Origin of the sequence: Capsulimonas corticalis (assembly GCF_003574315.2) — a bacterium.
Lineage (GTDB): Bacteria > Armatimonadota > Armatimonadia > Armatimonadales > Capsulimonadaceae > Capsulimonas > Capsulimonas corticalis.
The window spans coordinates 3,742,503-3,755,923 of the sequence record NZ_AP025739.1 but is presented as its reverse complement, the minus strand read 5'-3'; the positions used below and the strand labels follow the sequence as shown (position 1 = coordinate 3,755,923).

At 62.7% G+C, this 13,421-nt stretch carries 9 protein-coding genes; 3 read left to right on the top strand and 6 right to left on the bottom strand.

From position 1 onward, the window contains the following. The first annotated feature begins 101 nt into the window (after nucleotides 1-101). Nucleotides 102-2,390 carry a DUF5682 family protein gene (locus tag D5261_RS16080; protein ID WP_119320310.1) on the top strand — a complete coding sequence of 763 codons (2,289 nt, stop codon included), beginning with the start codon at nucleotides 102-104 and terminating at the stop codon, nucleotides 2,388-2,390. A gap of 104 nt (nucleotides 2,391-2,494) precedes the next feature. On the opposite strand, the gene D5261_RS16075 is transcribed toward D5261_RS16080, so the two are convergent. From D5261_RS16075 to D5261_RS16055, 5 genes are all read right to left on the bottom strand, one after another. Beyond that, entirely contained in the window at nucleotides 2,495-4,528 is a 2,034-nt protein-coding gene (locus D5261_RS16075) for a GH32 C-terminal domain-containing protein (RefSeq protein WP_165864019.1), read from the bottom strand. Nucleotides 4,529-4,545: 17 nt separating this feature from the next. Then, the gene (locus D5261_RS16070; protein WP_119320312.1) at nucleotides 4,546-5,952 is read right to left on the bottom strand and encodes a glycoside hydrolase family 32 protein; all 1,407 of its coding nucleotides are present in this window, start codon (nucleotides 5,950-5,952) and stop codon (nucleotides 4,546-4,548) included. A gap of 14 nt (nucleotides 5,953-5,966) precedes the next feature. Further along, a complete protein-coding gene (locus D5261_RS16065; RefSeq protein WP_119320779.1) occupies nucleotides 5,967-7,295 on the bottom strand; it encodes a sugar porter family MFS transporter in 1,329 nt (442 codons plus the stop codon). Nucleotides 7,296-7,458: 163 nt separating this feature from the next. Continuing rightward, on the bottom strand, nucleotides 7,459-8,457 hold the full coding sequence (locus tag D5261_RS16060) for a LacI family DNA-binding transcriptional regulator (protein ID WP_165864020.1): 999 nt from the start codon (nucleotides 8,455-8,457) through the stop codon (nucleotides 7,459-7,461). 181 nt (nucleotides 8,458-8,638) lie between these two features. After that, nucleotides 8,639-10,084: an aminotransferase-like domain-containing protein gene (locus D5261_RS16055; RefSeq protein ID WP_119320314.1), complete on the bottom strand. Its 1,446-nt coding sequence runs from the start codon at nucleotides 10,082-10,084 to the stop codon at nucleotides 8,639-8,641. 149 nt (nucleotides 10,085-10,233) lie between these two features. Here D5261_RS16055 and D5261_RS16050 point away from each other — a divergent pair, with 149 nt between their 5' ends. Next, nucleotides 10,234-10,524, top strand: coding sequence for a DUF2917 domain-containing protein (locus D5261_RS16050; RefSeq protein ID WP_165864021.1), 291 nt, complete (start codon nucleotides 10,234-10,236; stop codon nucleotides 10,522-10,524). A 27-nt stretch (nucleotides 10,525-10,551) separates the two neighbouring features. Here D5261_RS16050 and D5261_RS16045 read toward each other — a convergent pair whose 3' ends face one another. Further along, nucleotides 10,552-12,057 carry an MGH1-like glycoside hydrolase domain-containing protein gene (locus D5261_RS16045; protein WP_125205858.1) on the bottom strand — a complete coding sequence of 502 codons (1,506 nt, stop codon included), beginning with the start codon at nucleotides 12,055-12,057 and terminating at the stop codon, nucleotides 10,552-10,554. Nucleotides 12,058-12,325: 268 nt separating this feature from the next. Here D5261_RS16045 and D5261_RS16040 point away from each other — a divergent pair, with 268 nt between their 5' ends. Further along, a complete protein-coding gene (locus D5261_RS16040; protein ID WP_119320317.1) occupies nucleotides 12,326-13,351 on the top strand; it encodes a helix-turn-helix transcriptional regulator in 1,026 nt (341 codons plus the stop codon). Nucleotides 13,352-13,421: the final 70 nt, after the last annotated feature.

Genomic DNA, 13,421 nt, shown 5'->3' with positions numbered 1-13,421 from the left:
GATAGAGAGATGATGGCGGTTTTAGGAGCGGGCGGTTAAACCGCCCGCTCTGATTTTGATCGTATATTTTCGATAGCAGTCAAACATTTCACGGAATACCCATGCCATCTACTCAATCGGCAAATGCACCACACATCTTCGGCATCCGGCACCACGGCCCCGGCTCGGCGCGCAGCGTTCTGCGGGCGCTGACGGCGCTTGTCCCGGATGTCATTCTCGTCGAAGGGCCGCCGGACGCCGCGTCGGTCCTGCCGTTGCTCGCTCACGCCGAAATGCGGCCGCCGGTCGCGCTGCTGCTTTACGATCCCGACCTGCCCCGGCGGTCGGTGTACTATCCATTCGCGGAGTATTCTCCCGAATGGCAGGCGATCCATTACGGCTTGACGCACGAGATCCCCGTACGCTTTATGGATCTGCCGCAGACGCACCAAATGGCGATGGAGCGCGTGATCGAGGAAAAGGCGGACGAGGAGACTACAGCCGAGAATGAGGACGAGGCGGAAACGCCTCCGGCGCCCGAGAACGCGCGCAGTGAGCGGGAGGAAATCCTGCGGCGCGATCCTCTGCGTCTCCTCGCCGAGGCGGCGGGATATAGCGACAGCGAGCGGTGGTGGGAGCATCTCGTCGAGCAGCAGCCCGAGGGTCAGGATCTGTTCGAGGGAATTACCGAGGCGATGGGAGCGCTGCGCGAAGAAGCGCCGGCGGTGCGCGATCAGTTGGAGGAGGCGCGGGAGGCGTACATGCGGCAGACGATCCGCACGGCCCAGCGCGAAGGCTTCACGAAGATCGCCGTCGTCTGCGGCGCGTGGCACGCGCCCGCGCTCGCCGAGATGCCGCCGGCGAAGTCCGATAAGGCGATTCTGGACGGCTTGCCCAAGGTCAAGATCGCGGCGACCTGGATCCCATGGACCAATGGGCGTTTGTCATTTGCGAGCGGCTACGGCGCGGGCGTTGAGTCGCCGGGCTGGTATCACCATCTCTGGTCCACACCGCCCTCGCACGTCACGGCGCGCTGGCTGACACGCGTGGCGCATCTGCTGCGCGCGCAGGACCTGGACGCCTCGCCGGCCAGTGTGATTGAAGCGATTCGCCTCGCCGACTGTCTGGCGACAATGCGCGGCAGGCCGCTCCCCGGCCTGCCGGAGATGAATGAGGCGACGCAAACGGTGCTTTGTTTCGGCAGCGATCTCCCGATGAAGCTGATCGAGCGCGATCTGATCGTCGGCGAAGCGCTCGGCGCCGTGCCGCCGGAAACGCCCGCCGTTCCCTTACAGCAGGATCTCCAGAAGCTGCAAAAACGCCTGCGCCTGCCCGCCGAAGCGGGATGGCGCGACTACGATCTGGACCTACGCAAGCCCAGCGACTTGGAGCGCAGCGAGCTGCTGCACCGCCTGGCTCTGCTGGGCGTTCCCTGGGGCGAAACCAGCCGCGCCCACGGAGCCAAAGGCACCTTCCGCGAGCCGTGGCGTATCCAATGGAAGCCTGAGTTTGAGGTCGTGCTGATCGAAAAAGGCGTTTGGGGCAACACCGTGCGCGACGCCGCCGCCGCGTTCGCCTCCGACGCCGCGGAAAAAGCGCCCGACCTTCCCGCGCTCACATCGCTGCTGGACAAGATCCTGATCGCCAACCTTCCCGACGCCGCGCGCAAACTGATGGCTCGTCTCGAGGAAGCCGCCGCGCTGGCGAGCGATGTCGGACATCTCATGGACGCCCTGCCCCCGCTCGCCAGCGTCCAGCGCTACGGCGACGTACGCGGGTCGAGCCTGTCCGTCGTCGCCCACGTGCTCGACGGCCTTGTCGCGCGCATCGCCGTCGGCCTCCCCGCCGCCTGCGCCTCACTGAACGACGACGCCGCGAATGAGATGGCCGACCGCATCAACGCCACCCACGCCGCCATCGCGCTGCTGCAAAACGACGCCCACGCCGGCCTCTGGCGCGATACCCTGACCCGTCTGTCCTTGCAGACTAACCTGCACGGCCTGATCGCCGGCCGCAGCGCCCGCCTCCTGCTCGACAGCGGCGCGCTCACCGCCGACGAATGCGCGCGCCGGATGGGCCTGGCCCTCTCCACTGCGTCCGACCCCACCCTGGCCGCCGCCTGGGTCGAAGGCTTTTTAAAAGGCAGCGGCGTTATTTTGCTGCACGACGAAACCCTCTGGCGCGTGCTGGACGAATGGGTATCCAGCCTCACTCCCGACGCCTTCACGCAGCTTCTTCCGCTACTGCGCCGCACCTTCGCCACCTTCACCCCGCCCGAACGCCGCCAAATGGGCGAACGCGTCCGCGACGGCGCCGCACCCTCGACGACGCACACCAGCCTCGATGTGGAGTTTGATAGAGAGCGAGGGGAAGCGACGCTGCCGCTGGTAAGGATGCTGCTGGGGATTTAATCCCTATTCCCCCGCGCTTTATCGCGTTTTCCCCTTTTTCCCAGCAAGGCCTTTCGGGCGGAAAAAGGGGGAAGACGAGCCTAAGCGAGTTGGGGGAATAGGGCCTACCGTCCCCCAAACACCCGATCGTCGATCACCGCCGGCTTCATCTCATAAGCATCCAGATTCTTGACGGTCGCCGCGCCGCCGTCGGAGGTAATCCGCACGCCGGCGTCGGGCGTCAGCGGTTCGTCGAGAAACGCGGCCAGCGTGACGGCGCCGTCGGCGGCGTAGACATCGAGCGCGCCGTTGTCCACGAAGATCCGCAATTTCAGGTCGGAGTCTGCTGGCAGCGTCACTGGATCGCGATGGGGAATGGTGAGCGCGCGCGACGCGGCGTCGTAATGGATGTCCGCCGCCGAGCCGGGGCGCAGGTGAATGGTGACGCTTGTCGCGGTTCCGGGATCGATATCGGCAATCAGTTCCAGAGACTTGCCCGAAAGCTGCCCGGTGAGGTCCAGGGCGCTCGCGAGAGAGTGGTCGGCGAGATGGATGTGCTTGCCGCGCAGGCTTTCAAACTTGGCGATCGGCTTGCGGATCACCGTTCCGTCGGGCGCAATGCGAAGGGTGCTCGGCAGGGTCAGATAGCCGTTCCAGCCCGAGCCCTGCTCCGTATGCATCCAGCCATAGTAGATGAGATCACCGGCGGCGTCATGCGTCAATTGGCTGGCGTAGGAGCCGTCTGCGAGCACGCCGCGTTTCTCCGTGGTGAACAGATGCGTCTTGAGATCCAGCTGGCCCACAAACGATTCGACCTTGCCATACGTCGATGTCAGCAGCAGCCATTTGCCGTCGAGGCGGGCGATATTCGGGCATTCGATATTGGAGATGGCTGCGTCGGGATGGTGGAAGATCGGACCAAGATACTGCCATGACGTCAGATTGGGATTGATGGCCTGGTACATCAAGACAACGCCCCGGCCGTTCAGCCCGCCGCCGGTAACCATGTAGGTTGCCCCGTTCTCGGAGAAGAGGAACGGATCGCGCCACTCCGCGATCTTGTCGGCGCCGTTGGTCACGCCGGACACCAGAGGGTTTTCGGCGGATTTGCGCCATGTCGCCAGATCCCCCGAGGCGGCGACGGCGCCCCACTGCTCCGGCTCGCGGTCGCCGATGCTCGTGTAGAAGGCCATGGGGGTTCCGTCGGCGCGCGGGAATACGGAACCCGAGTAGACATGGTCTTCGCCCGCGCTTTTGGACGGCCAAAGCGCCGCCGACATCTGCTCCCAGTTCACCATGTCCTTGCTGCGCGCGTGGCCCCAGTGCATATTGCCCCATTTCGCGCCGTACGGGTTAAACTGGTAGAAGATGTGATGCCAGCCTTTGTCGTAGATGGGACCGTTGGGATCGTTCATCCACTGAGCGGGCGCGTGAAAGTGGTAGGCCGGACGGCGCGCGTCCGCTTCGGCTGTAGGAACGGCGGCGCGGATCGCTTCCATGGCCGAGGCCAAAAGGCGCGTGCGTTCATCCGGCAGTTTGTGGTCGGTAAGTGTGATGGCGTCGATGTTGATATGCCCCCATTGTCCCGTGGCGCTGTCCGTGATCTGGATCTGCGCCGTCTTGCCCTTGAGATCCCCGACGTCCCACTGCATCCGCGCGAGCTGCTCGCTATCGCCGCCCGTCGCCGTTCGCTGGGAAACGCCGTTTACCAGCAAATCAATCCGAGTCTGCGCGGGATGACGCCCGCCGCCGATGAGAAATGACAAGTATTTCCGCCCGATGACGAACGGCGGCGAGGTGAGAGTTCCGGTGGCGCCGTCGGCGGCGCCAAAGTAACTATTCACCAACCCCTGCCCGACGAAACCGGTCACCGCCTGCTGGCCGCCGATCGCGCCGTGCGCAGGACCGAGGCCGAATGCGGTTCCCGTGGTCGTCCAGCCGTCCGGGTAGCGCGCTCCTTCGAAATCGGCGATGGTGATGTCGTCCTTATTCCCGGGCGTATGCGCTTTGACAGAGGCGACGGAACGGGGCAGTCTCGCGGCAAGCGCCGCGCAGCTGGTGTTTGCGGAAATCAGAACGCCGATGAACGAAGACACGAGAAGCACCCGGCGTCCCAACACTCGATGGCGTGAGGACGAGGGCGAAGCAATGAAGATCATGGACGGGGCTTTCTGACTCAAGAGTGGATGGGCGAATTGGGCCACGAAGAACGCAGTGTCCGAACTTTCAGTGAAGAAACGCGGACGGGATCGCCTTCGGCAAAGAACTCCAGCGGCGGCCGGGGATCCGATGGCGTGATGCAGAATGAGAGCACCGTGCGGCCGCCGTCGGCAAAGATTTCGATCGACGTGCGATCCGCTAAAATCCGTATTGGCAAGGCGCCGCCGCTGCTTTCCCGGCGCGCGGAGCGTCCCAGGCACGAGAGAGTGCGGTCCGCGCCGGAGTAACGGATTTCCACGCCGCCGATCCGAAATCCAAAGACGGCTTCGGGCCCCGACAGAATCTCCGCATTGATGTCGAGAAGATCCGACGTGATCTCGTCCATGGGATTCTCGCCCGGAGCGACCGTAAGATCGCGCCATTCACGAACGCCGGCGACGAGCGTCTCGATTTCGGCGACGGGATTGCGGAAGATCCTGGGGCCGTCGGAGGTTTCGTGCAGGGTCATCACGGTCGGGAAGCTCATCTGCTGATTGAACGGCATTCCGGGATAAACGCCGCCCGCCATCCAGGCCATCTGGATCCGCCGGCCGTCGGCGGGCGGGATGTCGCTGAAGGTCTGCGCGGCGTAAAAGTTCGCCCCGAAGTCCATCACATATGGACCGAGGATATCCGTGAGCTCGCGACCATCGAAACGCCCGACCAGATAATGCCCGTTGGCGGCGGCGATAATCCAGCGCTCATCGGCCGGCGATCCCTCCACGGTCATCGGAAAAAAGTCCGGGCACTCGCTGGAGGCCGGCAAGCCGATGGTCTGGATCCGCGTCCAGCGCTTGAGATTCGGCGATGTGAAAAGCGCGAAGTTCCCGACATCCAGAAACAGCGCCATCACCCAGAATTGACCGGGCGCATACCAGATGACCTTGGGATCTCGGTTCTCGCCGACGACGTGCGGCAGGACGGGATTTTGCGCGTACTTTATCCAGGTGCGCCCCCGGTCATTGCTGTATGCAAGGCACTGGGTGAACGGCTGCCCCTCGGATTCCGGCGACGAGCCGCCGGCGGCGGTGTACATGGCGATGATCGGCGGCTCCGAACCGTCGCCAAACCCCGATGTGTTGTCATAATCGACCACGGCGGATCCCGAATAAATCGTACCCAGTCGGTCCGGCGCGATCGCGTCGTCGAGCTGCCTCCACGACACCAGATCCGCGCTCACGGCGTGTCCCCAGGTCATATTGCCCCAGTTATTGCCGCTGGGATTATGCTGAAAGAACAGATGGTACTCGCCCGCGAAGTAGACAAGGCCATTCGGATCGTTCAGCCAGTGGCGCCGCGCCGTAAAGTGAAACTGCGGCCGGCCGCTCTCATGATAGAGCGTCTCCTCCCCGGCCGCCCGATTGTGATGCCCATCGATCGTCATAGATTTCCTAGCTTTTACTCAATCCCTAATTGCTGCTGGATTTTCTCCAGCGACACGCCCTTCGTCTCCGGCATTTGCGTCAGCACCCAGACGAGCTGGCCGACGCTGCACAGCGCGTAGAAGGCGAAGGTCATCCAGCCGGCGTAGGCCGCGATGATCGGGAATGTCCATGAGATCGCGGCGGCCATGACCCAGTGCGTGAAGCTGCCCAGCGCCTGCCCTTGCGATCGGACACGGTTGGGAAAGATCTCGCTGATGAAGACCCAGATGACCGCGCCCTGACCAAAGGCGTGGGCGGCGATAAAGACGAGCAGGCTTGCGAGCACCAGCAGTCCGCCGGTATGGGTGTAGAAGAAGTAAGCGGCCGCGCTGAGGCTGACGATGTACCCGACGGAGCCGACCAGCATCAGCTTGCGCCGCCCGATCTTGTCGATCACGGTCATCGCCGCCATCGTAAAGACTAAATTTACCACGCCGACAATCACCGACTGCAAATACGCCGACTGCGTTCCCGCGCCCGCCATCTTGAAGATCTGCGCCGTGTAATAGATCAGGGCGTTGATCCCCGAAAGCTGGTTGAACATCGCGATCGCCACCGCCAGCAGGATCGGTTTGGCGTATTTGCGCGTGAAAAACGGCTCGGCGACCGAATGATGCTCGATATCCAGCGACTCCTGGATTTCCGTCACAAGAGCGTCGACATTGCCGGCGTTCGTCCCGCAGCGCAGCAGCACGTCGCGGCCCTCATCGACGCGGCCCTTGGCGATCAGCCAGCGCGGGCTTTGCGGGGTCGTGAAGAGCAGCGCGAAGAACGCCAGCGCGGGTACGGCCTGCACGCCGAACATCCAGCGATATTGGACTTCCCCAAGGCTGAGGCTGCTGATCACATAATTTGAGAGATACGCGAGCAGGATCCCAAAGACGATATTGAACTGCGTGACCGCGACCAGCCGTCCCCGAAATTTCGCCGGCGAGATCTCGGCAATGTACATAGGCGACACCACCGATGCGCCGCCGACCGCAAGCCCTCCCAAAAACCGGAACGCGATAAAGACCCAGAGATTCGTGGCGAGCGCGCAGCCGATCGCCGTCACGAAGTACATCACGGCGAGCAGGAAGAGGATCTCGCGCCGCCCGAACTTATCCGCCGGCTTGCCAACTCCGATCGACCCAAGCAGCGTGCCGATGAGCGCGCTGGACACCGTAAACCCCAGCATGCCCGTCGAAAGCGAATACACTCGGGTCAGCCAATCCGTGGCGCCGGAGATGACCGCCGTATCGAAACCGAAGAGCAGGCCGCCGAGCGCGGCGACGATCGCCGCGCCAATCACCACGCCATTGATTTTGGAGTTTTCCTGGCCTGCGCCCGAAGACGCGACGCCCATGTCCCGCCCCTGTTCATTCACCAGCATACCGTGTATTCCTCTTTATTTTCTACCATCCGTCCGTCCATATTTGCGGATCAAGATTGCAATAGGCGCATTTACATTTTGCACAACCGAATCCTTACGTCGTTCCCTTCGGCTGAAAAACACTCGCCACGGTCCTATGGCGTGGCGGACAGTCCACGGCGCCTTCGATCCGCTCGCGAAGCATGGTCACCGCAATCCGGCAGAGCTCCTCGACCGGGGTTTTAATCGTCGACAGCGGCTTATCCAGGCAATCCGCCTCTTCGATCCCATCCACCCCCACGATCGCGATCTCCTCGGGCACGCGCAGCCCGGCGCGGCGCACTCCATGATAAACCCCGATGGCGAGGTGATCGTTGTGGCACAGCAGCGCCGTCGGGCGCTCGGACGAAGGCATGGCCGCGATCCGCAGGCCAAGATTTAACGCGCCGCGCCGGCTGTTCTCATCCAGCTTCAGCGAGACGATCCGCGCGCCCAGTTCCTGTGCGGCGGCGTTCAGCGCCTGATGCCGCTGCTTCATAAAAAGATCGAACGGATCGTAAGGGCTGACAATCCCGATGAGCCTGTGCCCGCGGGAAAGAAGATGGTCCGCCGCCGCCGCCATGCCGGGCCGCAAATCGAACTGCACCGTGTCGCGGTGGGCGTCAACGGGAGAGTCCAGATATACCACCGGCACATGAGACACCGGCGCGCCCAAAACACCCTCCGAAACACGGCCAATGGCCGCATGCATCAGAATTCCATCCACCGGCCACACGGAAAGAATTTCCGGGCGCGCCTTCGCGATATAGGGAATGGAGGCGTCCACCAGCCGCCGATATCCCGCCTCCGCAATCGCCGTTTCGCTGGCGCCGAGCAGCTCGGTAAAGAACGGATTTTCGATCCCGGTCATCAAAACGCCGATCAGCTGGGTCTTGCCGCGAAAGAGCGACTTCGCCATCTGGTTGGGAATGTATCCAAGCTCGGTGGCCGCCTTCCGGACCCGCTCCTGCGTCTCCGGCGCGATTCTCGCCTCGACATTGCCGTTCAGCACATGCGATACGGTCCCACGTGACACATTCGCGCGCAGCGCCACATCTTTGATTGATATTCGCATGAATGAATTATGGCGCGTGATAAAGCATATTCGTGGTTTTCCGAGGAAAGCGCGGGACGCTCGCATTTCCCGCAAACGCGGCGTCGGCGGCGTTACTGAGTATAGCACTACTAGTATTGCATGTCAAGAGAATTTTGCTTCTGTGCTTTTAACCCTGTCGAAGTTGAAGTGCGGAGACGCTTTATTTGCCCATGGCGTCCGCCGTTTGCCCCAGGCGCATGATGGCGCGCTCGACATCGTCGGACCAGAAGGCGGCGTTGAGCCGGATGCAGTTGCGGTATTTTTGCTTGGCGGAAAAGAGCGGTCCGGGAGCGATGGTCACACCCGCCGTCAGCGCCCATTCGTATAGTTTGAGGGAGTCGACGCGCGGCGGGCATTCCACCCAGAGCACGTAGCCGCCCTCGGGGCGCGTGACGCACGAGCCGGCGGGGAAGGCGCGGCCGACCGCCTGCCCCATCAGCTGCACCTGCCGCGCATAGACTTTGCGGGTCTTGCGCAAGTGGTGATCGTAGCCGCCATTCGCGAGGAAATCCGCGACCGCAAGCTGAGTCGGGGACGCGCAGGCGAGGCTGCTCGTCAGCTTCAGGCGCGTCATCTTGTCGAGGAAGCGCCCCGGCGCCGCCCACCCCACCCGGTATCCGGGGGCGAGCGTCTTCGAATAGGATGAGCACAGGATCACCCACCCGTCGCGGTCGAACGCCTTGCAGGTCTTCGGCCGCTCGTCGGCGAATCCGAGGTCGCCGTAGATGTCATCTTCAATCAGCGGGATTTCCCGCTCCGCGAGCATCTCGGCTAGCTGGCGCTTGTGGTCGTCGGGCATGCAGCCGCCGAGCGGGTTGCTGAAGTTGCTGACGACGACGCAGGCGCTCACCTTGTTTTCGTCGAGCGCGTAGCGCAGCGCCTCCAGACTGATCCCGGTGCGCGGCGATGTGGGGATCTCCAGCGCGCGCAGCCCCAGCTGCTCGATACATTGCAGAATGCCGTAGTAAATCGGCGATTCAATCGCCACCGTGTCGCCCGGACTGCAAACGGCGCGCAGGGCCAGGCTGATTGCCTCCTGGCTTCCGCATGTCGTGAGGATTTGATCGGGCGCCAGCGTGCATCCGGCGCTCAGCGCCCGGCGCGCGATCTGGACGCGCAGCGCCTCCGCCCCAAGCGGACCGTTGTACGCCACGCTCAGCACGCCATGCCGACGCGTGACCGCCGCGATTGTCCGGCTGAGCTTTCCGATCGGCAGCAGTTCGGGGTTCGGAATGGCGGCGCCCAGATGCAGAAGTTTGGGATCGCCAATGTCGCGCATCAGCATCCCATGGAAATCGCTGATTCGAACGGCGGTGGGGATGGGGGATGGGTGCGAGACGGCCGGCTCAGCAGGAACGTCCTGCCGGGCCAGCCGCACATAGTAGCCCGACTGCGGGCGCGCCTCGATCAAGCCCCGGTCTTCCAGCACGCGATACGCCTCCATCACCGTGGAGATGCTCACGCGCAGCTGCTGACTGAGCTTGCGCACCGACGAAAGACGGTCGCCGGGCTGGAACGTCCCCTCATCGATGAGACGCGTCACTCGCGCCGCGACCTCTTCATAAAGCGTCCCGGACCGGACGCCATTGTCTTCCGTGGTATTCATGCTACATGATACCTGCCCGGCTCCATTCCGCCAAGGGACAATTGCCTGTCTTCGCGACCAGTACAGTTCAAATTATACCATTCTGTATCGGTCACAATTTCCAGAATTTACCTCTGTTATTGCCGTGCGCGAATCTTCATAATAGAGTCATGAAAGCGCAAACTCTCAATGTCGATCGAGTGCCCGCTCCTATCCGAACCGACACGGATCTATCGCCCAGGGAGACGGATGAGATTTCGTTGATTTCCGGCGGCCTGTTCCGAATGGACGTCCGCCGCGCCGGCGCCGCAATCCTTTGCCTTCAAGGCGACTGCTGGATTACTCAAGAAGGAGACGCCGGGGATTACCGGCTGATTACTGGGGAGACGTTTCGCGTATCGCGCCGTGGACGGGTAATCGTCCAGGCGATGCGCGGCGGGGCGCAGGTACGAGTGGCTTAAACCGCCCGTACCCGCGAACAACATTTCTTAGGACTTCATCGTGATGACGATCTCGTGGCTTCCCGTCGCGTCGCTCGGCGCGGCGGGCTGAGCGCGCGGCTTGCCGTCGTAGAGAAAACGCGAAATGCGATGTCCGCTTCCGTTCAGGGTGATGTTGAGCACCGCCGAGCGATAGCGCAGGCCCGTCAGTTGGACGCTCCCCCACTGCGCCGGAAGCGTGGGCGCGAAGGTGAGGGCGTTTGGCTGGAACGTCATGCCGAACAGTCCCGAATAGATCATTCGCAGGTAAGCCGTCGCGGACCAGGTTTGATCGGGCTGCGACGGCCAGTGCGACCCCGTTTGCCACCCTCCATCGGGGGCGCCCGAGATTCCATTATAAATTTCGAAAAAGTGACGCCCGCTGCCCGCCGCGAGCAGCGCGGCGTTTTCGGCTTCGTCCCGGTACAGATCGGTTCGCCCGGCCTGCGCGGCGGCGCAGGCGAACATGCCGTTCACCAGCGGCCAGACGATCCCGTTGTGCCGGCCGGGATGCGCGTCGTCATAGCGGGCGAAGTGCGGCCACGACGACGTAATCCCATGCGCCGAGCGATGCGCGTTCTCCAGGATGCTCTTCGCCTGCGCGGGGCTGGCGACGCCGAAGAGTATGGCGTAGGAGATTCCGATCCCTTCCTGCGTCGGATCCAGCTTTCCTTGCAGCGGTCCGGCGCCATGGATGAAATAGCCGTACGTCGATTTGTCCGGCATCCAGAGATGCGTATTGATCGCGGTTTTCAGCGCCGCGGCCGCCCTGTCGTATTGCCGCGCTTCGGATGCGGGACGCCCCAGTTCCGCCGCCATCCGCGCCGCGCATTTGTAGGCGTTGTAGTACACGCAGTTCGTGCTGAGCGGCATCAGCTCCTGGGTGTAGTGATGATCGAGGACGAAGCTGCTGCTGTTGGCCGGATCGTAGGGCGGCTCGGGATAGCCGGCAATGCCGTCGGTAAAGAACGCCGGTCCCTGGAAAAGCCCAAACTCCTTGCTGTAATGGTCGCGCTCCATCCGAGCGAGCTCATCTTGCGTCACCTGGTACGCCGACGCCAAAAATTCGCGGTCGCCGGTGACCGTGTAGTGCGACCAGGCGCCCGTGATCCAGATGACTTTATCCCACCACTGATTGTCCTGCTGAATGGTGACTGTTCCGTCGGGATGCCGCTCGCACACCGCCCACAGCGTGTTGCGCGCCGCGACGGGCTCCAAGAGCGACGCCGCGTTCCAGCTATTGAGCGACGCGTCCCGCGTCCACGGCTCGTTGTATCCGCCGCCCGCGCGCACAAACATTCCCGGATCGCCGGTCATCATCCCCGCCTTATTGTGCGCCTTTTCGGTATCCGGGACGGTATTGATGCGCAGCAGATTGTCCAGCGCGTTCTGGTAGGCGTCGCCAAGAGTGCTTTGCGCCATCCGGTCCTGAAACGTCAGGACGGGCGCGCGGACCACGGGATCCGGGGCGGCGGACGGCGCCGGCTCACCGCGTCCGCAGACTGCGCTCGACAAGCCGATCGCGCTCAAAGCGAGGAATCGGGAGCAAACTCGTGATGGCCGAATAGTTTTGAGAAGTGACATGGTAAATAACTGTTTGGGAAACGCCTCGAAAAAGAGACGAGCGCTGGGATACGACGGCTTGAATTTTCACGGGGAGACTTTGGCGTCTTGCAGGTCGTCAGCGTGGCGCATTACAAGGGTACAATAATCGCGGCGCGGCGTCAATGGTGAAAGCGTGCTTTCCAATGTCATTTTGTGATTTTCCTGTGCGGGAGTACGAGTGAGCGATAACGAAGAAATTTCGGAGACGGACGGACGAAGCGGCGACACGGTGCCAGCAATCGAGCTTTCGGAGATCAACCTCGGGCCGAAGCAGACGCCCCAGTTCGCGTATTGGAACGCAACCCATCGGCAGACTTATCGGATGCTCTGGCATGTGGATATCGTGCCGCTGCCCGAAATGCCGCTGTTTCTCTATCCAATGTCGATCGGCGCGCAGGAAACGAACGATCCGCGTTACCGGGCGGAAGGGCGATTGCGCGGAAGCCAGGATTATTGCTATTTCTGCTATACTCTCGCCGGCACCGGTGGGTTCTCGGACAAGCACGGCGTCCATTACCTCTCGGAAGGTGACGCCTTTTTGACCGAGATCGCGGCCCCGGACACCAGCTACTTCTATCCTGGCGTCGACCGCCATCGCTGGGAATTTTTGGCGTTCAACTTCCGAGGACTGGCCGCTCGGGCGATGGTGCGGGAGTTGGTGGAAAACTATGGATCGATCTACCATCTGAGTCCGCAGTCGCCGATCATCAAGCGGCTGCTCGGCTTCGAATCCTCCGCGTACACCACCACCCACCCCCACGCGCTCGACGGCGCCGAGATCGTCTTGGAGCTGCTCCTCGCGCTCGCCGCCAGCGCCCGCGCCCATGAAGAGCCCGACCCGGCCATGGACCTGATCAAGCGCGCCTTGGAAATCATCGACAGCGACATCGAGCTGGATCTGAACGTGGGAACGCTCGCGCGCCGAATGGGCGTCAACCGGGAGTATCTGTCGCGCGCGTTCCAAAAATGCCTCCAGCGCTCGCCCAAGGAGATCCTGCTGGAGATGAAGATGCGCCGCGCGAGCTTCCTGCTCAAGGACACGGACACCTCCATCAAAGAGATCGCGACGAGATTAGGCTACTCCGACTACACCAACTTCATCCGCGCCTTCCGATCGATGACCAAGATGACACCCAGCGAATTCCGCCAGCACGGCAGCATCGCCCTCCCCGAGCCGCTGCGGCGGCGGGATGGGGTGGAGTGAAGGGGGATGGCCCTCACCCCCCCGGCCCCTCTCCCAATTCTGGGAGAGGGGGAGTCAGAGAAGATTGGGA

Bases quoted from the DNA above. Each gene is read 5' to 3' on its own strand.
- D5261_RS16080 (WP_119320310.1), top strand. From the start codon at position 102: ATGCCATCTACTCAATCGGCAAATGCACCACACATCTTCGGCATCCGG.
- D5261_RS16075 (WP_165864019.1), bottom strand. From the start codon at position 4,528: ATGATCTTCATTGCTTCGCCCTCGTCCTCACGCCATCGAGTGTTGGGA.
- D5261_RS16070 (WP_119320312.1), bottom strand. From the start codon at position 5,952: ATGACGATCGATGGGCATCACAATCGGGCGGCCGGGGAGGAGACGCTC.
- D5261_RS16060 (WP_165864020.1), bottom strand. From the start codon at position 8,457: ATGCGAATATCAATCAAAGATGTGGCGCTGCGCGCGAATGTGTCACGT.
- D5261_RS16055 (WP_119320314.1), bottom strand. From the start codon at position 10,084: ATGAATACCACGGAAGACAATGGCGTCCGGTCCGGGACGCTTTATGAA.
- D5261_RS16050 (WP_165864021.1), top strand. From the start codon at position 10,234: ATGAAAGCGCAAACTCTCAATGTCGATCGAGTGCCCGCTCCTATCCGA.